This is a genomic window from Flectobacillus longus (assembly GCF_030056705.1).
GTDB lineage: Bacteria > Bacteroidota > Bacteroidia > Cytophagales > Spirosomataceae > Flectobacillus > Flectobacillus longus.
Genome location: NZ_JASHIC010000005.1, coordinates 228,135 through 250,283 on the forward strand (window position 1 = coordinate 228,135; position 22,149 = coordinate 250,283).

12 protein-coding genes are annotated in these 22,149 nt (G+C 39.1%); 10 read left to right on the forward strand and 2 right to left on the reverse strand.

Annotation, left to right across the window (positions count from 1 at the left end):
• Positions 1 to 45 precede the first annotated feature (45 nt).
• Positions 46 to 1,422, reverse strand: coding sequence for a DNA repair protein RadA (radA, locus tag QM491_RS05110; RefSeq protein ID WP_283326189.1), 1,377 nt, complete (start codon positions 1,420 to 1,422; stop codon positions 46 to 48).
• A 442-nt stretch (positions 1,423 to 1,864) separates the two neighbouring features.
• Here radA and QM491_RS05115 point away from each other — a divergent pair, with 442 nt between their 5' ends.
• The 10 genes from QM491_RS05115 (at position 1,865) to QM491_RS05160 (ending at position 20,241) form a co-directional block, all read left to right on the forward strand.
• The gene (locus QM491_RS05115) at positions 1,865 to 2,509 is read left to right on the forward strand and encodes a porin family protein (RefSeq protein ID WP_283326190.1); all 645 of its coding nucleotides are present in this window, start codon (positions 1,865 to 1,867) and stop codon (positions 2,507 to 2,509) included.
• Positions 2,510 to 2,839: 330 nt separating this feature from the next.
• Positions 2,840 to 3,958 (forward strand): FUSC family protein, encoded by a 1,119-nt coding sequence (locus tag QM491_RS05120; protein ID WP_283326191.1) that lies wholly within the window; start codon positions 2,840 to 2,842, stop codon positions 3,956 to 3,958.
• A gap of 125 nt (positions 3,959 to 4,083) precedes the next feature.
• Positions 4,084 to 4,671: an RNA polymerase sigma-70 factor gene (locus tag QM491_RS05125; RefSeq protein WP_166552570.1), complete on the forward strand. Its 588-nt coding sequence runs from the start codon at positions 4,084 to 4,086 to the stop codon at positions 4,669 to 4,671.
• Between the two features lie 108 nt (positions 4,672 to 4,779).
• Positions 4,780 to 5,826, forward strand: a complete 1,047-nt coding sequence (locus tag QM491_RS05130; RefSeq protein ID WP_283326193.1) for a FecR family protein — start codon at positions 4,780 to 4,782, stop codon at positions 5,824 to 5,826.
• A 247-nt stretch (positions 5,827 to 6,073) separates the two neighbouring features.
• On the forward strand, positions 6,074 to 9,694 hold the full coding sequence (locus QM491_RS05135) for a SusC/RagA family TonB-linked outer membrane protein (protein WP_283326195.1): 3,621 nt from the start codon (positions 6,074 to 6,076) through the stop codon (positions 9,692 to 9,694).
• Between the two features lie 86 nt (positions 9,695 to 9,780).
• Positions 9,781 to 11,598 carry a RagB/SusD family nutrient uptake outer membrane protein gene (locus QM491_RS05140; protein WP_283326196.1) on the forward strand — a complete coding sequence of 606 codons (1,818 nt, stop codon included), beginning with the start codon at positions 9,781 to 9,783 and terminating at the stop codon, positions 11,596 to 11,598.
• A gap of 133 nt (positions 11,599 to 11,731) precedes the next feature.
• Positions 11,732 to 13,393, forward strand: coding sequence for a DUF4957 domain-containing protein (locus QM491_RS05145; protein WP_283326198.1), 1,662 nt, complete (start codon positions 11,732 to 11,734; stop codon positions 13,391 to 13,393).
• A 48-nt stretch (positions 13,394 to 13,441) separates the two neighbouring features.
• The gene (gene pelA / locus QM491_RS05150; RefSeq protein ID WP_283326199.1) at positions 13,442 to 14,518 is read left to right on the forward strand and encodes a pectate lyase; all 1,077 of its coding nucleotides are present in this window, start codon (positions 13,442 to 13,444) and stop codon (positions 14,516 to 14,518) included.
• A 350-nt stretch (positions 14,519 to 14,868) separates the two neighbouring features.
• The gene (locus tag QM491_RS05155) at positions 14,869 to 19,230 is read left to right on the forward strand and encodes a pectinesterase family protein (protein ID WP_283326200.1); all 4,362 of its coding nucleotides are present in this window, start codon (positions 14,869 to 14,871) and stop codon (positions 19,228 to 19,230) included.
• Between the two features lie 60 nt (positions 19,231 to 19,290).
• Complete coding sequence (locus QM491_RS05160; protein ID WP_283326201.1) at positions 19,291 to 20,241, forward strand: pectinesterase family protein; 951 nt, start codon at positions 19,291 to 19,293, stop codon at positions 20,239 to 20,241.
• A gap of 129 nt (positions 20,242 to 20,370) precedes the next feature.
• On the opposite strand, the gene QM491_RS05165 is transcribed toward QM491_RS05160, so the two are convergent.
• Positions 20,371 to 22,086, reverse strand: coding sequence for a DUF885 domain-containing protein (locus QM491_RS05165; RefSeq protein WP_283326202.1), 1,716 nt, complete (start codon positions 22,084 to 22,086; stop codon positions 20,371 to 20,373).
• Positions 22,087 to 22,149 lie beyond the last annotated feature (63 nt).

Below are 22,149 nucleotides of genomic sequence, written 5' to 3' on the forward strand. Positions count from 1 at the left end.
AAAGGGGGATAGGTGAAAAGCAACTTTCACCTATCCCCTAAATCTTTATTTTCTCAAAATTTGCATGAAAACATCTTCTAGTTTCGACGCCATTCTAATTTTAATATCATAAGCATCTACATTTAATCCTTTGGCATTGAATTTCGAAATCCAGATTTCTTTAAATCCTAATTTCTGAGCTTCGGCAATACGCTGTTCGATTCTATTCACTGCTCGAACTTCGCCTCCCAAACCAACTTCGGCTGCGAAACAAACGGTATTGGGAATACTAATATCTTCATAAGATGATACAATAGACGTACAAACAGCCAAGTCTATCGCGGGGTCTTCTACTTTGAGCCCGCCAGCAATATTCAAGAAAACGTCTTGATTTCCCAGTCTAAAACCCCCTCGCTTTTCAAGAACTGCCAGAATCATATTTAAGCGTTTGGCATCAAATCCTGTTGAGCTTCGTTGCGGCGTACCATAAGTGGCAATAGATACAAGCGACTGAATTTCAATGAGTAAAGGGCGATTTCCTTCTAGCATAGCACCAATCGTAATACCAGAAAAATCCTCGTCTCGTTGTGAAATTAGTATTTCAGAAGGATTTGTTACTTCTCTCAATCCAGACTCTAGCATTTCATAAATACCTAGCTCGGAGGTGCTACCAAAACGGTTTTTGGTGGTACGTAAAATACGATATGCCAAATGACGGTCACCCTCGAATTGTAGCACGGTATCTACCATGTGTTCCAATACTTTGGGACCAGCCAAGCCACCATCTTTGGTAATATGCCCAATCATAAATACTGGTGTACCTGATTCTTTGGCATATTTCATTAGCTCAGCAGCACATTCTTTTACCTGTGAAATACTACCTGCACCTGCTTCAATAAAAGATGATTGGAGTGTTTGGATAGAGTCAATAATCAAAATATCTGGTTCAAATTGTTCGATTTGTTTAAAGATATTTTGTGTCGAAGTTTCTGTCAAAATATAGCAATTATCACTTTTGTGTGCTAGGCGTTCGGCACGCATTTTGATTTGCTGTTCAGATTCTTCGCCCGAAACATATAATACTCGGTAATTACTAAGAGTCAAGGCAATTTGAAGCATCAATGTAGATTTACCAATCCCAGGCTCACCACCTATCAATATCAATGAGCCTAACACTATGCCTCCGCCCAAAACTCGGTTTAACTCTTGGTCTTTGGTTTTGATACGAGGTTGTTCTTCAAAATTAATTTCTTGAATAGCTCTTGGTTTGGCAGCAACTTTCAACGAACTACTTGATTTCCATGAGCCTTTGGTAGGTTCTTCTTTTTGGATGACTTCCTCCACAAAAGTATTCCATTCTCCACATGATGGACAGCGCCCCAACCATTTGGGTGCTTGATGTCCACAATTCTGACAAAAAAAAGAGGTTTTAGTCTTAGCCATAAAATTATTGTATAAGTTAGTGGGCAAAATTAGACCAATCTTGCCCGCTCTAGGCTCTAAGCAAAATGCCGTAAGCTAAAAGTTCAAAAGTGTTTCTAATGAAATCATGAATACATTTTACTCAATTAGATAAATATTAATCTCAAAATGGGTGACGAGCAAATTTTAGCTGTCATGATAATATCCAAGACAATTTTTGCAGGAAATAAATATCATTTTCTACGAAATTGGATGAATTTTTGTGTTTAAAACTTATCGTATGAATTAAGGTTTTGATGTATTTCAAAAATGTATGCAAAGATACCGTTTACGAAATTATACGAAAAAAATGATTTATACTTGTATCACTAACACATCAGGTATCGTTATTTTCCCAGTTTGAGTTGAACAACTAAAAGATTATCACTAGTCGCGCAACATTAACTTTAAATAAAATTTACTTATGAAAAAGACATTTGGATTCCTTGCCCTGTTTATGCTTTTAACAATGGTTTCAAAAGCTCAGTTCTTTACACTCGGTATTAAAGGTGGTGTAAATCTAGCACAATTGAAATTGGGAAATGAGTTGACCATGAATTCTCTTGGCGCAAATTTTCAACAAAGCTTAGACACAAAAACTGGTTATGTAGGCGGTGTATATATGCGTATTGGTAATAAAGTTTTCATCCAACCTGAATTTTTACTTTCTGCCAAAGGAGGTAGCTTAAATATCTTGAAGGGGGGAAGCACAGCGGACAAACAGACAGTTGATATTGAGTACACCAATATCGACATTCCTGTATTGCTAGGCTTTAGAATGGGACCTTTCCGCATCAATGGTGGTCCTTTAGCATCTTTTAATGTGAGCAAAGGAGCTACGTTGAACGAAACGATAAAAGCTTATACTCAAAATGGAACGGAAGATGCTTTCAAAAAAGCTTCGTATGGTTATCAAGTTGGGGGGGGATTAGACCTCGGATCTCTTTCGCTAGATGTAAGATATGAGGGGAGCCTTTCGGATGTAACCTCTGCTCAATTTACGAATGACATGAAGTTTACACAAAAAGGTAATTTGTGGCAACTAACTTTAGGTTTGAAGATATTGTAGGTATTTAGTGGGATTCACAAGGTGAACCATTGTACTGTTTACTAAAAAAGGCGTTCGAAAAATTCATTTCGAACGCCTTTTTTGATACTATATTTCAACATGACACCTCTTTATACGCAAGGCATTGCGTTTCTACTAGTAAAATGTAGATTAAAGATAATCACTCATACACTCAATCACTAAATTGGTATGACTTATGTTTTTTGAACTGTTTGAGATTATTTTTAGAATAATTCAAGAAAGATGGTATTTTTTTGATAATTCATAAACTAAGCTTTTTAGGAATTATGTTCTTTTGTAAAACGATTCTCAAAAGACCCAACTTCCATCATGATACAAACTACCTTCAAAAACCTTTTGCAAACAGAGCTCAAAAGCTTAGTTGAGCTAAAACATTCCGAGCGACCATGGCACATGCCATTGATTGCAGCTTTTTGTGCTAGTGTAGCTCTTTTTTCGGGTTTGTATCTCGGACAGTTGAGCAATGGACTATTGGTTTGTTTGGGAGGCCATGTGATTTTGTATATGCCCTCATTGCCCTTAACCAATCGAATGATTACAATGATTGTGTGTTCTTTTGGGATGGTATTGTCGTTTACGGTTGGTATTGCCTTTAGTTTTAATCCATGGGTTTCGACTGTTGTTGTAGGTATTTATGCTACGTTGGTACACTGGGTAGTGGGGCATTTTAAATTGAAAGCACCAGGAAGTTTTTTCTTTTTGTTGATAGCCGTAATGGCTAGTTGTATGCCTTTTGGCTGGAGCGAAATGCCTCAAAAAATAGGTCTGATTGCCATGGGAACAATGTTGGCGTGTACCATTACTTTTATTTACAGCTTAATACTACTCAATACGCAAAAGATAGTAACACATCCTCCTGTTACGATAGCGATTACCGTTCGCCGTCAGCGCTATCATAATTTGGTACAATCGATGGTGGTGGGTGGCTTTGTGATTATATCGCTTGGCATAGGGCATTTTTTCGCATTGAAAAACCCTTATTGGGTTGCTATATCGTGCTTGGCAATTATGCAAGGTATTAGCCGTCGCCATGTGCTACAACGTATTATTCATCGAATTTTAGGAACAACTCTAGGACTTGGTCTTTGTTGGCTGATATTACATTTTCAACTTCAACCGCTAACCTTGTGCTTGAGTATAGTTACCTTAATGTTCATTATTGAAACCTTAATTGTGCGGAATTATGTATTGGCAGTGATTTTTATTACACCCATGACCATCTTTTTGACCCAAGTTGCCAATCCTTATTTCAACAATACGGATCTTCTTTTTACTTTTCGATTACTGGATATTGTTTTGGGGAGTCTGTTAGGAGCCTTGGGCGGTTGGTTGTTGTTTCACAATCAGTTTAAATACCAAACTGCCAAGCAAATACAACGAGTTAAATTACTCACCCAAAGACGTCATTCTACCCGAACAACGATTTGACATTGTTGAGAAGAAAACGTTATCGGGAACGTTTGCATAAATAATTCAATGGTAATATTTGGAGAATGCTTTGTGATTAACCTACATTTGAAAGTAGTTTTTTAATATAAAATATTATTTTTCTTATGTACAGACCTCTAAAGGCATCAAGCGATTCCGAGTTACTATCTCTTTTGATGGAGGATAGTGATGCAGCTTTTGAGGAAATTTACCGTCGATATTTTACCAAATTATATGCTTTGGTAAAGCGCCGTCTTTGCGATGAACAGCAAACTGAAGATATTATCCATGATTTATTTTTGAATCTTTGGATCAGTCGTCATAAAGCCAACATAGATAATTTACCTAACTACTTAATGAAGAGCGTCAAGTATCGTGTGTTAGATGCACTCGACCACGATACCGTACGCCAAAACTTTCTCGATTATCAAGTTTATGTTCCCCAAGAGCATAATTCTACAGAAGAAAATATACTCTATTCCGACGCCCTCCGTGTGTATAATGAAAATTTGATGATATTGCCTGAAAAATGCCGAGAGGTATTTGTGTTGAGTCGCGCGGGATTATCTCAAAAAGAAATTGCCCAAAAACTAGGTATCTCAGAGAATACCGTAGAAAACCACATTGCCAAAGCACTACGACTTTTGAAGTCTGGCATGGCCGAATATTTGACACCTAATACCCTGATTCCTATCCTTTTCTTCTTTTTTTGAAAAAACATTAAAAAAAAATCACATTTGAGTAGTGGAAGTCTTTTGCTGAACCGACTTATAGATGTAAGGAGTTGATAAGACTTTATTGATAATAAACAGTAATAAAACATGAGCCATCCTGAATTCAAAGATGATGACGATATCATCAAGTCGCTCAGAGAAAAATATACTCCTGAAGAAATAGAAAGACTTTTAGATTGGTACAATGCTTTCGACGAAATCGAACCTTTGGAAGAGGATTTACCTAAGGTCGAAAAGAAAGTATGGGAATCCTTACAAGTTGAACGTGGTATTACTCCTGAAGTAGAGGAGGAAGAAATACAAAGTTCAGTTTGGAAAGATTGGTGGAAACAAAACTGGTTGATGCTTTCGGCTGCGGCAGCAGTCATTGCTATCATTATTGGTATAGCTACGCAACCACAATCTAAGGGGGATATTGAAAGTTTGGTTGGAATTCCAAAACTGTCAAAGACAGAAAAAAGCCTTTGGGAAACTGTTACCAATTCGGGAAAAGCCATTCAAGAAGTAGAATTACCTGATGGAAGTAAGGTTTGGCTAAATCCTTCTACAAGTATTATGTACAAAATTGTCAAAAGCGAATCTACGCGTGAGGTGTACCTAGAAGGAGAAGCCTTTTTTGATGTAAAACCCAATAAGAACCAACCGTTTCATGTTCGTAACAAAGGACTAAATGTTGTGGTATTGGGTACGAGCTTCAATGTTGTTGCTTCTGCCAACAAGGATAAATATGAGGTTGCGGTAGTAACTGGAAAAGTAAGGGTGAATTACCAAGAGGAGGAAGATAAAATAAACCAAGTCATTATTACACCTCAGCAACAAGTAGTGATTCAGAAAGAAGAAAATATCCTTGAAACGCATGACTTTACTGTAGAACAACCAACGCATAAACAAATTTGGGAGCCTATTACCCTAAGTTTTGACGAGGTGTCTTTAAATAAAGTAATAGCAGAGTTAGAATCTGAATACAAGATTGTGATAAGAACGCCAAATACTGCTATTAGAAAATGTACCTTATTCGGAAATTTCAACAATCAACGACTTCCTGTAATCATGGACATTATCTGTAGCTCGATTAGTGCTACTTACCAGATTGAAGGCAACGAAATTATCATCTTGGGTGATGGTTGCCAATAAAAGATTAGTATCATAGTCCGTTTTAGCGATTTATTTAAAAGAAAAATCTTGGTGTGATGACCAGCAAGAAATTATTTACCAGATGATTTCTTATTCATACAAAGACTATCGATTAAATAAAGTAGCTACCTATAAAAAAAGGCCTGAAGTGTTACCAGCACTTCAAGCCCGTAAGCCTCCAAGAGCATTTACCAGATGCCTTTAGAGGTATTGTAGATTTCACAACCAAATCGTACAAAGCAAATTTATGGAAAAACAATTTATTAAGACAACATTTTTCAAAATCATGAAGATGACTGTCATTCAGTTAGCCATAGCTATTGCCTTTATGGTGGTATCTTATGCAAAAGATGCCAGCGCGCAAGAAGTTTTGGCAAAACCTGTGACTGTTTCAGTAAAGAACAGCACGATTAAGGGTGTGTTGAAAGAATTAGAGAAAGAATCAGGCGTTTCTTTCATCTTTAGTTCTAAGCAAACACTTACCCAAGCAAATAACCTGAGCCTTATTGCCAACAATGAAAGCCTGAGAACGGTCCTAAACCGCTTCTTGAATCCTCTCAACATGAGCTATAAAGTGGTGCATAATTCTATTGTACTGACTGCTTCGAACGGACTAGAAGAGAAGTCGGGAATGAATACACCCATGCTCGAAACCAGTCTCACAAAAGCCCCAGCCGCCGATCCTGTTAAAGGAAAAGTCGTGGATTCAGAAACTGGCGACGCTCTTCCAGGAGTTACTGTCAAAGTAAAAGGTACAAATAATGGTGCCACCACCGACTCACAAGGTCGCTTTAGTATCAATGCGCCTAAAGGTGCCACTTTGGTATTTTCATTTATTGGAATGAAAACCCAAGAGGTGACCATTGAAGGTAAAGGTGAGTTGAGCATTTCGCTTGCACCTGAAAACAGCATGCTTGCCGAAGTATCAGTAGTAAGCGATGGTTATGGGGTAGTCAAAAAAACAGATAATACTGGTTCAGTGGCATCTATGTCATCACGTGACCTTAAAAATATCCCTATCACAAGTGCGGCACAAGCTATGACAGGTCGCATGGCTGGGGTAAGTGTTGTTACAACCGATGGTTCGCCAGATGCCGATGTCGTAATTCGTGTTCGTGGTGGTGGCTCAATTACTCAAGATAACTCTCCTTTATATGTTGTGGATGGTTTTATCGTAAGTAGCATCAAAGATGTACCGCCCTCAGATATTGAAAGTATCAACGTATTGAAAGATGCAGCAGCCACTGCTATTTATGGAGCACAAGCGTCCAACGGGGTTGTTGTTATTACGACTAAAAGACCAAAAGCGGGTCGTACAACGGTTTCGTATAATGGTTTTATGCAGTTGAAAACCTTACCTTCTGACCGTGCCTACAAAGTACTTTCTCCTTACGAATATGTGTTGGTCAATTACGAAAGAGCCAAATTACGTGGTACTACAGACGTAGCCAATATGGAGAAATTCTTTGGTAAATATGGTGACTATGATTTGTATCAAGGTAAAAAAGGTACAGATTGGCAGAAAGAACTTTTTGGTGCTCCTCGTACAACACAATCTCACAATGTTAGTATTAGCGGCGGTACTGAAATGACAACCTTCAGTTTGAGTTTGACCAACAACACAGACCAAGGCTTGTTGACAGGTTCGGGTTATACTCGTAACGTTATCAACTTTAAGTTAAATCAAAATATTAGCAAGAAGTTAAAATTTGATGCTTCGGCTCGTATCACGAACACCGTAATCGACGGAGCTGGTACTTCTGGCTCGGCACAGTTGAACATCAAAGATGCCGTTCAGACTCGTCCAACCAATGGTATTGCCGATGCTTTGGATATCGATTTGACCACAGCAAGTAGTGACGACGATTTTGCTTCATTCTTATTGGCATTGGTAAATCCTAAAAAATTAGTAGCACAAGACTGGCGTAAACGTACAACTCAGGACTATGTATTGAATGCAGGTTTGAGTTGGTCAATTGTCAAAGGCTTAGATTTTAAAACAACATTAACAAGCTCAAAATCGTATGATAAAGTTTTACGTTATTATGGTCCATTAACTAGTGAGTCCTTCAACAACGGTAGTAGTTTGCCTATTGGTGAAAAAACTAACTATGAAATAAACTCATTGCGTTGGTTGAATACCTTGAATTATCAAATGAAAGGTATGGGAGCTCACAAGCTAGACTTCTTGTTGGGTCACGAGGTTTATTCAACAGGTGGAAATACCAGTTTCTTACGTGGCGAAGACTTCCGTGCTTCTATTACTCCTGAAGAGCTATTCGCTAATATGTCGTTTGGTCGTACCGACCGCCAATACACGACTGAAAATACCGACCAAAATCGTGTATCAGGATTTGGACGTATCAATTATCAATTCAAAGACCGCTATTTAGCAGCTTTGACATTCCGTGCAGATGCTTCAAGTAAATTTAGTGCTGCCAATCGTTTGGGTTTCTTCCCTGCTGTAGCATTAGGATGGAAATTGTCTGAAACTAAGTTGTTGAAACAAATGCGGGATCTCGATGAATTGAAACTTCGTGTTTCTTATGGTGCAACAGGTAACGACCGTATCGATGCTACGGCTACACAATTCTTGTTTGAAGCAACAACTTTAAGAGGACCAGGTTTTGGCAATGTAGATAACGTGTATTATACCCCAACAGGAACTACATTGTATAACCCGAACCTAGTTTGGGAAACGACCATCAACCAAAACGTAGGTCTTGATTTTGGTTTCTTCAAACAACGTTTGGTTGGTAGTTTGGATTTGTATCATAACAAAACAAGCAATTTGTTATTGCAATCTGCGATTCCTTCGAGCTCTGGTTTTACCAAACAATGGAATAACGTAGGTAGTACTTCAAACCGTGGGGTTGAATTATCATTGACAGGATACATTATTGACAAGCCAGAGGCTTCATTTTCTGTGAACTTAAACTTCGGTATCAATAAGGCTAAGGTAGAAGCATTGGATGGAACTCAGGAGCGTTTCTTTCAATCTAACTGGGCAAGTACCGACTTACGTGACCAAGATGACTTCTATGTGAAAGTAGGAGGTACCTTGGGAGATGTGTATGGATATGTAGCAGATGGTTTCTACAAAATAGATGACTTCTCTGGTTACGATGCTGTAGCCAAAAAATATATCTTGAAAGATGGCGTAACTAACTCGACTGCAATTACAGGGAATACCTCTATCCGTCCAGGTTTTATGAAGTTGAAAGATACCAACGGTGACGGAGTCGTAAACAGCCTAGATCGTCAGGTAATCGGTAACACTTTACCAAAAGCACAAGGTGGTTTTGGATTTAATGGTCGTTACAAAAACTTCGATGCTTCTATCTTCTTCAACTGGTCTTATGGTAACAAAATTTATAATACAGGTAAAATCCAATACAACCAGTTCCGTCGTGTGACTTATGGTAACTTAACCGATATGATGAGTATCAACAATCGCTTCACGTATTTGGACGTGGATGGAAAATACACAGGAACACCAGGTGAAATTGTGACTGATTTGGAGCAATTAAGACAACTAAATGCTAATAAGACAATTTGGTCACCTCTTGGCTTGTCTGATGCACAAGCGGTTATTTCTGACTGGGCACTTGAAGATGGCTCATTCATTCGTTTGAACAACCTAAACATTGGTTACTCTATTCCTAAGCACCTTATTGCAAAGCTTGGTATGTCTCAGTTCAGAATTTATTTTACGGGTAATAACCTTTACCTATGGTCGAAATACTCTGGCTATGACCCCGAAGTTAGTACTACCAGAAGTGGTTATTCAGGTTTGACGCCTGGGGTAGATTATTCTTCATTCCCACGTAGCCGCTCGTACACACTTGGTGTAAATATTACTTTCTAGCCTTTGTTAAAAGTTTGAATTGAACTTTTGGTGTGTTTAACCTAAAAATCAGACTCAAGCCTCGGCAAAAGTCTATTCAATGTATTATGAAAAAGAAACTCCTCATACTCGCAGTGATAGCTTCTGGTTTTCTAACGTCTTGTAAAGACTTTTTAGAACCAGATTCATTATCAACTTTTGATGTAAACTATATTTATTCAAACCCAGATGATGCCCGTAAAGGTGTAAATGCTATTTATGAATCATTTGGACAAGATGCGTTTCGTTCTCGCCTTTCAAATAACATGGCGGGAAATACCGACATCGAGCACCAAAGTGGCTGGAGCAGTACTGCTGACCGTTATCAAATTTGGGATTTGAATGCCCTTGCTACTAATGGCGACCTTCGAATTGTATGGAATGCAGCCTACACTTCGATTCGTAACTGTAACATTGCTATCGAAGGAATTGAAGCCAGCGATGCGCTAAAATCTACTGACGCGGCTACTTCAAGAAAAATGTACCAGATGCTTGGCGAAGCTTATACTATGCGTGCCTATTGGTATAGTATGCTGACTTTGTATTTTGGAGATGTACCCAATGTGCGTCAAGCGCCAAAGGCAGGAAACAACTTTTTCTTACCCAAAGAAGATCGTAATGTGATTTTGTCACAAGTCATTGATGACCTTATCAAAATCGAGGATAAAATGCTTTGGGCTGATCAAAATAGCTACAGTATTGAACAAATCAACCGTGAATATACCATGGGGATGATTGCTCGTTTGGCACTTCAGCGTGGAGGGTATTACCTGACACCTGCCATGCAAATGGAGCGCAAGTCTGACTATTTGGATTATTACAAAATTGCGAAGACCTATACCGAAAAATTGATTTCGCTAAAAGACCGTGCTTTGCCGACGGATTTCAAACAGGTATTTTTAAACGAATCAAAATTTGTGACTCCTTCCAACAGTGATGTATTATTTGAAGTACCATTTGCCATTGGTAACGGTGATGTAGGTTGGAATATCGGTATTACCGTAGAAGGTGGTACAACGGCAGCTCACAGCTATGGTTCGGGTAATAACTATATGGCAATACCTCCAACGTATTATTTCTCATTCGATACTTTGGACGTTCGTCGTGATGTAACCTGTGCTCTTTACAAAATCAATACCAGTGCACAAGCTGTGTTTGTTACCAACTCTATGAACATTGCACAAGGCAAATGGAGTCGTTGGTTTTTGGACAAAGCTCCTGGTGCTTCTACTGCAAAAGGTACTGGTATCAACTGGCCAATGATGCGTTATTCGGATGTATTATTGATGTTGGCAGAGGCTGAAAATGAATTGAACGGTCCAACCGAAATTGCACAAAGTGCTCTAAAACGTGTCCGTCAGCGTGCGTTTACTTCTACTTATTGGCCAACCAAAGTAGACGATTATATTAAGTCAATATCAACTTCAAAGCAAAGTTTCTTTAATGCCATTGTGGACGAGCGAGGCTGGGAGTTTGGCGGTGAAATGATTCGTAAATATGAATTGATTCGCTGGAACTTGTATGCACCAAAAATGAAACAAATGGTAGAAGATTTGAAACTCATGGCTGATGCTGCTCAGACGGGTACGGGTAAATTTTCTGAATTACCAGATTATATGTACTGGAAACGTGATGCAAGTGGAACGTTCAAATTGTTGAACCCAAGCCGTAAATATGTAGGTACTCCAGATGCAACTTGGACACGTGTATCGTTCTTGGCAAGTTTGAAACCGACTCCTACAACCTATGCTGACTGGATTATCAAAGATTGGGAGAAATACTACAATGGACCAGTAGCAGGTGTATCTCGTTATATTTTCCCTATTCCTGCCGAAGCTATCACAAACAGTCAAGGCAAATTGGCAAATGATGGATACGGATTCTAGGCTTGTAAGGTTGAATGCAATAGGCTCGTAGTTAGTTTGTTGCATTCAATTAATACAATTGGTTTTCTTAAATGAACAGGAGTCCACACAAGGAAATCCTTTATTTCAAGAGCTTTTTTAACAAAGAAAATTTATGAAAAAGTCATATATCAAACAGAGTATTTTGTTAGCAGTATCGGCTTTGGGTTTACTTTTTGCTTGCAAACCCGAAGAAGAGATTACTGCGGAAACGCGCTTATTTCGCCCTGTTTTAAATAAAGATCTTTCGGCCAAAAACAATACTATTATTGTGAATATGGCCAATATCAAAGCCGCAGTGGGTTATACTGTGGAGGTCAGTAGAGATACCTTCAAAACGGTAGACTACAAAGTTGATGTTGATACCAATTATGTGGTACTTGATCAAACCTTGTTGAAAGGAGAGTCACTGTTCTGGAATACACAATATCAAGTTAGAGCTACTGCTCATGCTGCCAATACCCAATACGATAGTAAAGTATCGGATTTGGGTGGTGTAAGAACAGAGAAGTTTCCCACTATTATGATTACACCAACCGCTTCCGATGTGATTGACGTAGCGGCTCGTGTGCGTTGGACTACGGGCTCAACGGTTATTGCTAAAATTAAAGTCTTTGCCAAAACCGATTTAAAACTGGCAACGCCATTAGCATCGTATGATGTCACTGATGCTGAGCAAAAAGCGGGAGCAAAAATTATTAGTAAATTGGCCCCTTTGACTACTTATCAATTAGCTATTTATAGTGCCGATGGAGCTATTCGTGGTTGGGATAATTTTACTACTATTCAAAGAGCTGTTGATACATCACAACCAAATGTAATTGACTTATCTGAAAGTGATGATCCAAATGCCCTAAATACGGCTTTAGCGAATGTCGTAGAGGGTGGTATCATCGTCTTGAAAAAAGGGGCAACTTATGTAATGCCTACCAATAGCTTTACAAAGTCTGTTACTATTACGAGTGCGTATGGCTTTGGCGACCAAAAAACAATAATTACAACCTCGGGTGGTGGTAACATAGGAACGGGAGCAAATATTACCTATCTCCGTTTTTCAAATATTGAATTCATCGGTGCTGATATTGCTGCTAGTTATATTTTCAACCCGAATATCAGTACGACTACAACCATCGGAGAATTGTCATTCGATAATTGTGTAATTTCAAATATGCGTGGCGTATTACGTATCCGTGCCAAAGTATTTATTACAAATTATATTATCAAAAACTCCATTGTACATCAAATTGGTAACTACGGTGTATTGACCACAGATACTGATGGCGATGCACAAGCAGCGGTTGATAATATCTTGTTACAAACTTCAACTTTTAGTAAAATCAATATTTTCTTAGTATCTCGTCAAAACTCAAAATCTGTAGTTATCGAAGATTGTACTTTGAGTGAGATTGCTACAAACCAAGGTTCGCTGTTCCAATGGAGAGGTGCTGCTGGTGTTCGTAGCAACGTAACAGGAGGTATTCGTATTAGTAACAGTATTTTCGGTCATGCTTGGGATCAGTCTGGAACGAGCTTATTGACAGTTCGTGGTAAATCTGCCGGTTTAGAGGCAACTGCTTTTACCGTTCTCAATACCTACACAACAAGTGATTTTGGGTACGTTGTTGGTACTGAAATTCCTGGGTTACCATCAAATGCCTACATTAAAAAAGCAACTGATTTATGGGTAAGTCCTTATTCAGGATTAAACTTCAATTTTAAAGATACTGCTTTCTCTGGTCGTCGCGACAGTGGTGACCCTCGTTGGAGAGTGAAATAAAACTTGACTGCCCCCGAATTTTCGGGGGCTTTTTTCCTTCCAAAGATTATGAAAAAAAAATCCTTTGCTTTGAGTTTCTTAAGCTTACTTCCTTGTCTATTTCTAGCTTGTCATACTGCTAAAACACAATCTACGGTTGTTCAAACAGTTTCTACAGAGTTTCCTAAAGATTCTGTAGCAGAAAGGATGCTTCTGTACCAAAGAGATAATGGCGGTTGGCCACAACCTGGCGGAGATGCTATTAATTATTCACTCATAATTAAGCCAGAACTTAGGAAAAAGCTTTTGTCTGAAAAAAAAGTATATGATACCACTATCGATGACAAAGCAACTACTAGAGAGATTGCCACTTTAGTAAAAGCCTATAGTCAAACCCAAAATCCTACTTATTTACAATCAGCCGAAAGAGGTATCAAATACCTGCTAGAAGCGCAAAATAAAGCAGGTGGTTGGGGGCAGTTTTATCCTGATACTTCTGGTTATCATAAGCATATTACCTACAACGACAATGCCATGATCGATGTCATGAAGGTGATGAGAAGCACAGCAGAAGCGAAAGATGAATATGCCAATCTCTCACCAGCGTTACGACCTTTAGCACAACTAGCAGTTGACCGAGGAATCCGTTGTATCTTGAACACGCAAGTTCGCCAAAATGGAACCCTTACCGTTTGGTGTGCTCAACATGACAGACTTACACTAAAACCTGCCAAGGCACGAAAATTTGAATTACCATCGCTGAGTGGTGCTGAGTCAGTTGGGATTATTAACTTTTTAATGGCCATAAAAAATCCATCAGACGAAATCAAGCACTCAATAAAAGCGGCTGTTGCATATTTAGAATCGGTAAAAATCAAAGGAATAAAAGTGGAAGACATACCCGCTCCATCACTTCCAAAGGGTAAAGATCGTGTAGTGATAGCAGACCCTAATGGAGAAATTTGGGCAAGATTTTATGATTTAGAAACCAACAAACCCTTCTTTGTCGGTCGCGATAGCGTGCCCAAAGCAACTTTAGCCGAAATCGAACATGAACGTCGCATTGGATACGGTTACTACGGCGAATGGCCCAAAAAACTCATTGAAGTTGATTATCCCAAATGGCTTGCCAAATGGAATAAGTAAGACTATGTTTTAATTTTAGAAGTCATTGAAAATGAAAAGGTATGTATTTGTTTTTCTGAAATCCTATTGTTTGAGCCGCAGGCGAGTTGGGTCGCCACTCCGATTAGGATTTCTTGACTTTCTTTTGCGGCCGCCGCTGCGGTTACTTTTCTTGTGTCAAGACAAGAAAAGTAAGGAGTGGCGAAGGGAAATTTTGTTTTTCCGATAAATACCAAATAAAATTTTAAACATACTCTAAGCTCAGTCATTATGTCATAGAAATGATTTTGTTATTACTATTTTAAGAGCTTTTTAGAAATAGCCCAATGCTGATACCCCAAAGCTCAAACCCTATTTAAAACCTATTCAAGATGAAAATTTCTTCTTTTTTCCAAGTGAGAAAATATATTTTTTCACTTGCTGCTCTCATATTGTGTTTATTGTCAGAAACCCATGCCCAACAACTCGCTTTTCCTACCGCAGAGGGTGGAGGACGCTTTGCCAAAGGCGGTCGTGGAGGTAGCGTATATGAAGTAACGAACCTCAACGATTCGGGTGTTGGTAGTTTGCGAGATGCCATAAGCCAGCCAAATCGAACTATTATTTTTAAAGTTTCGGGAGAAATAAAACTAAAAAGTAGACTCGTAATCAAACAGAATAATATTACGATTGCAGGTCAAACAGCTCCAGGAGATGGGATTTGTATCACAGGATATACCCTTAATATTTCGGCATCAGATATAATCGTCCGATTTCTTCGTTGTCGCTTTGGCGATGAAAATGCTTCTGAAGATGATGCCATGAATAGTTGGAATGGACCGTTTCAGAATATTATTGTAGATCACTGCTCGTTGAGCTGGTCGATAGATGAAACGGGGACATTTTATGGCATTCGAAATTTTACCCTACAATGGTCTATTTTGAGCGAAAGCTTATATAACTCAAAGCATGATAAAGGGATTCATGGTTATGCAGGGATTTGGGGAGGAGCAAATGCTACTTTTCACCATAACCTTTTAGCGCATCATTCCTCACGAAACCCACGATTTGGTGGCGCAAGAAAAGGGTATGTGCCATACGACCCAGCTGATGAATTGGTAGATTATCGCAATAACGTGGTGTATAACTGGGGAAATATCAACTCTTCTTATGGCGGAGAAGGGGGCAAAATCAATATGGTGAATAACTACTACAAAGCTGGTCCCGCAACGCCAGGTAACTTGACCACCAGTTCGACCTCCAATAAAAGAAATCGTATTTTAAATTATACCAATTTCTATGTAGATGGAACAGATACTACATGGGGAGGGAAGTTCTATATTGATGGCAATTTCGTAGCAGGGTATCCCGACGTGACGGCCGACAACTGGGCCAAAGGTGTGCAAAAAGATAGTTATGTTAATGCGGATGCGCTCATCAAAGCGGCTCGTCAAGAAAAACCTTTTGATACAGCACCCGTTCGTACTCACACTGCCGAAGAGGCATATTTAAGAGTATTGGATAGCGCTGGAGCTATTTTACCACGTCGTGATGCCATCGATATTCGTATTACTCGTGAAACCCGTACGGGAACTGCTACGTATGAAGGCGCTACTTATGCGCTTGTTACAGGAACAGGAATTTCACACCCTTCTGGGATTATTGATAGCCCTACCAATGTAGGTGGAATTCCTAAATACGGCAGTAATACCGCCTATACCGATGCCGATAAGGATGGGATGGATGATACATGGGAATTGACAAATGGTCTTAATCCCAAAGATGCAACTGAAGGAAACAAAGTAGCGCCTAATGGCTATACGCAACTCGAAAACTTTCTTAACAGTATCTCTAAAGATACAGGTACTGGCGAAATTGCTGGCGGGACCAAAACCGTAGATTTGATGGGTTATGACGCCGTAGTAGCATTGGACGAATCGGGTTCTCACAAAACACTTCAAGCAGCAATTGATGCTGCACCTGTCAATAGTACAGCTCCTTTCCGAATTTTTATTAAGAATGGAAAATATCTCGAAAAAGTAAATATTCCCTCTAACAAGCCATTTATATACTTGATTGGTGAAAGTGCAGCCAAGACTATTATCTCTTGGAATGATTATTCAGGAAAAGCAAATCCCGCAGGTGGAACGTATGGAACAAGTACCTCTGGAACTTTGACGATTAAGTCAGATAACTGTGGGTTGTGGAATTTGACGGTAGAAAACACCACAGGGGATGCTCCTCAAGCTTTGGCGGTGTCCTTAGAAGGAGATAAAACGGTTGTAAAATCATGTATTTTTCTAGGAGGTCAAGATACAGTACTAAGTAATGGTGACGGAAAGCGCCAGTATTTCAAAGATACTTATATCGATGGTGTGGTGGATTTTATTTTTGGTAGTGCCACCGCCATTTTTGATTCTTGTATTGTATATGCCAAAGACCGTGTCGATAAATTAGCGGGCAGCTATATCACAGCCGCCAATACTCCCACTACCCAAACGTACGGTTATGTGTTTCGAAATACCATTTTGCCTGCTAATAATGGGGTTACCTCTTATGTCTTGGGACGTCCTTGGCAAAATGATGCCAGCACATCCGATGTTGCCAAAAAAGGAAATAAGGTTGTTTTTTTGAATAGTATTTATGGCAATAAAATAGTTAAGCCAGAAGGTTGGTCAGTTTGGGATACTGGAACGAATACTAGCTTGATTACCTATGCCGAATACAAGCCCAAAGGATTTAATGGCGCTTTGGCAGATGTGAGTAAAAGGGTTTCTTGGTCAAAACAGTTGACTGATGCTCAAGCTTTGGTTTATTATGATAATTCGAAAATATTTGGCACTTGGGATCCTTGTACAGTAGCCAATGTTTGTTCAACAGCAAAAGGGGAGTTGGTCATGTTAAATTTTAAAGTTATCAAAGGGGCTAATTTGTCTACACCAACAACTTTTACTTGGAATACCGCTTGGAATATGAAAGATATTCAATTCTCAGTATATCGAAGTGTAGATACGAAAACCAATTTTGTCAAACTCAAAGACATTACCAGCACTACTGATACACTTTGGAATTATACCGTAAACGATAATGCTCCAGAGGCAGGAAAAACCTATTTCTACGTCATTAAAGCGACTAAAAATGGTTACAAAGAGTTTAATACCGACACTGTTTCGGTAACTTCTTTGCCTACAATCACACTCAACGGGACTCCTGCGGATTTTTTACAAGGACTAGGCGCACCATCAGCGGCGCAGGTATATACCGTAGCAGGTGAAAATTTACCATCTGCGCTTACTATAACTGTACCTACTAATTTTGAGATTTCTATAGATGCAGGAAAAACTTGGAATTCCTCGACTGTTTTGCTCAACCCAACTAGTGGAATTGTAGCAACTACCTCAGTATTAATTAGGCTCAATGCCAAAACAGCAGGGAGCTACACAGGCACTATTACTCATGCGAGTACAGGAGCTATTGCTAAAACCTTGCAATTGACTGGTATTACCCAGACAGAAGCATTGGCCTTTTCACAACGATTGGCATTATGGTCTATGAGCATATCCGATGCGGATAGTGCCGCTGTTCGTGCCAAAGGGATAACAGTTAGTAAACCTGCCCTAAAAAGATTGTATCTCTCTAACGGCTCGGTGATTCCTGCTTATTCTAGTTTGCATGGTCAAGCTTTTGCACCTTCTGCCGATGGTGGAGGCTTATGGACTACTGCAGGTGGTGGCTGGGGAAATAACCTTTATCGAGGGTCTTATGAGCAAATTGTAATTAAATGTAATACTGATTACACACTCAGAATAGATTCTTTACAGCTGAAAACAGCCCTATACGCTGCTGCAACAGGTAAGTTTGCCTTGGTGTTTTCAAAAACTGGATTCAAAAGTGACTCATCCGAAGCAACTGCTGGTTTATTGGCAGGTATCCCACTTGTTGCAGGAGCTAATGGTAAGTTTGCTACGCCAATTGTACCCAATGCCGAGCCAAGTTCGACAGTTACTCGCTATCAATTTGCACTCAATGGTTCAACGGGTATTAATCTGGTAGCAGGAGATTCTCTAACGTTTCGTCTTTATTACAGTACTGGTAGTTCAAGTGCAGGTCGCTATGCCAAAATCAAAGATTTAGAGCTTTTAGGAGTTAGTAAGGCTATCCTAAAACCTACCATGGCACTGACTCAGGCGCTCCAAGATTTTAATTACATGATTGGAATGACCAATGAGTCTCAAAGCTATACCGTAACGGCCGAAAACCTACAAGGGGAAATTCAATTAATTCCTTCCGCTTTTTTTGAATTATCTTTAGATAAAACCACATGGGTGAATGCTGCTTCTGTGCTGAAAATTACACCAACGAATGGGATAGTTTCAACCAAAGTATATGTTCGTTTTACGGCAAGTACAGCAGGTAGTTATACAGGAACCATCACGCACAAGGCTACTGGAGTACAAGATATAACGGTAAATTTGAAGGGTATTGTCACAAAACCTTTGGGTATCGATGAAATAGGAAATCATGCCTTGATGCTCAGTCCTAACCCAAGTGTCAATGAAGTACAGGTGTGTCATCCTGCCGAAAAAGCTGAATTGCGCGTCATCGATTTGCAAGGCAATAGCAAAGTATCGCAATCATTGAATGGACATACTACCACAACAACCCTAAGTTTGCAAGGCTTACCATCTGGTGTGTATCTGGTCCAATGGAGTACTGGTGAAAAAAAGGCTACAAAAAAGCTGATTAAAGAGTAGTTAGCTTTAGTGCAAAAACTTCAAATAGCGCTCAGATTTTCTGAGGTAGACGAAATAAATATGAAAATAAAGATTTTAATAGGCTTATTACTATTGATGACCTTTTGGTCAACTGCTCAAAAGTATGATTTTGTGGTGGCACAAGATGGCTCTGGGCAATTTCGAACTGTACAAGAAGCATTTAATGCTGTGCCTGATTTTCGTAAAAAACCTACGACGATTTACATCAAAAAGGGGATTTATCAAGAAAAATTAGTGCTTGCTGAATCCAAAGCAATGGTGAAAATCATAGGAGAGAGCCTGACCGAAACGATTATTCAATATGATGATTTTGCCCAAAAGAAAAATATCTTCGGAGAGGAGAAAGGGACTACAGGTTCGTCAGGGTTTTATGTATTTGGCAATGAGTTTTCGGCACAGAATATTACTTTCCAAAATATCGCAGGTCCTGTCGGGCAGGCGGTTGCAGTTTGGGTAAAAGGCGATAAGGTACAGTTCAGAAATTGTAGATTTTTAGGTTTTCAAGATACTTTGTACACTTATGGTTACGAAAGTCGACAATATTACTACAATTGCTATATAGAGGGAACAGTCGATTTTATCTTTGGTTCGTCTACGGCTTTATTTGAAAAATGTACTATTTACGCCAAAAATGATGGTTATTACACTGCTGCCTCTACGCCTCAAAACAAAGAATACGGCTACGTTTTTAAGAATTGTACCTTTACTGGTAGTGCCCAAGCAAATACTTTTTATTTAGGTAGACCGTGGCGACCGTATGCAAAAGTGGTAATCATGGAGTCGGTGCTCGACAAACAAGTAAAACCTGAAGGTTGGAACAATTGGGATAAAGTATCCAATGAAACTACTTCGTATTATGCCGAATACAAAAATACAGGCATTGGTGCTGAAACTTCGAAGCGAGTTAAATGGTCGCATCAACTCACAGAGGAGGAGGCAAAAAAATATACCAAAGAAAATATTTTCGGAGATTGGAAGGTTGATGAATAGACAGTGATGTTAGGGGCATTTTGAAAAATGTACTGAAATATTTACAGGCGTCGTAGAAGTAGTAGAACACCAACTTGTGTAATCTATTGCTTCTACGGCGTTTTACTTTTATTATCAAAAAGCAATGACTTAGTGTAACATGATTTTTCTCAAAAGTTGTACAGGAAGCATACCATTATCGGTTGCTTGGTCATGAAATTTGCGAAGTGAAAAGTATTTTCCCTGACGTTTTTTGACGTCTTCCCTTAAAGCTAGTAATTGAAGTTTGCCCAATGAATAAGATAGATAACCAGGGTCAAACGTCCCACGAAGTGCTTCTTCGTAGGCTGGCTTTTCTTCATAATAGCAGTTAGCCATAAAGAATTTTGTGCCTTCTTTAACCGACCAGCCAGCGGTATGCTCTTTGATAGATACGACCAAACGACACAATCTCAACAGGGATTCTGAGAGTTGAGCCATTTTGTATTTAGCCATTATCTTGGGGTCTTCCGATTTTCCGTAGCCTTCTTCAAGCATCATTTGTTCGGTGTAGTGTGCCCATCCTTCTACAAAAGCATAGCTACCAAATAACTTTCTGGTACGACTTACTGAGGAGGCATTCAAGTGCAAAAACTGCACATAATGTCCAGGATATGTCTCGTGGATAGAGATTACCTCAGTTGAATATTTGTTAAATAAGGTTAACCATTCTTCTTTTTGAGCCGAAGTCCATTTGTCCGATGGTGGGGTTACATAATAATAGGCTTCAGATGCTTCTGCTTTTTCGAAAGGTCCTGGCGTGTCCATCGCCGCAGTTGCACCGACCATAAACGCAGGTGTTTTGACCACCTTTGCTCTTACTTCGGATGGAATAGTAATAATGCGATGGTCAATCAAAAACTGTCTAATTTCCTCGCATTTATTTTTTGTAAAAGATACCAGCGAATCAGCTTTTGGATACTCTTTTTGAATCATTTTAAACACTTCTTGAGGCGTTTTGGTCGAGTCAATAACTTTGGCTGCTTCGGCAATTTCTTGCTGTTCTTCTTTCAGTTTTTTTAAACCTATTTTTAAAATTTCCTCAGGAGTTGTTTCTAACAACTCATTATACTGAAGCATTTTGATATAATTTCTTCTACCAATAGCATACTTTCCATGCGCACGAGGAAGTGTATGTTTTTGCAGATAATCAGCAAATCCTCTCAGGGCTCTACTGGCTATTTTGGTAGAATATGCCAAAGAATCCTTTAGGTTTTTTTGATACACCTTCTCAAAAGCCTTTGGAATATCTTTTTCTACATATTCTGCTGTACTTCTAAAAGCATCTATCGAAAGCTCAACCTCTTCTTTGTAGTTGATGGAGGTCATGTTTTGCTTAGCTGTAACCAAAAAATTAGGGAGCTGTTTTTCAAAATGAATCACAGCTTTGGCTCGCTGGTCAATACTTGCGTAATTTCTTTTAACGTATGGTGTCAGGTCAATAACGCCTAGGTAGGTCAATGGTCTTTCTGCAATATGAAGCACATTGTATTTGTGAAGAGAGTTTTTGACTTGACTTACAAGAAGATAGTAGTCTATCAAATTATTTTGAGAAAGTTTAGTGGTGTCAAGACTTTCAAATTTTGCTAAGAACTCATTCAAATGAGTGGCTTCTTTGTCAATTCCTTCTTTGCTAAAATCAGGTAACTTCCCATCAAATTGATGGTATCCTTGAGCGACAGCCACTGTAGGGTGCCCCATCAAGTAGTTTTCTATAAATTCACTAGATACTTTTTCAAATTTTTGATCTTCTGACTCAAATAATCCGCAACTAGTAAGCAATAAAATCACAAGAGCAAGATGCGTAAGCTTGCTAAAATGCTTCATAATACCCGATGAGTTTAATGACAATTTGTGCAAAATACAGATTTTTGACGCATGATTACGAAA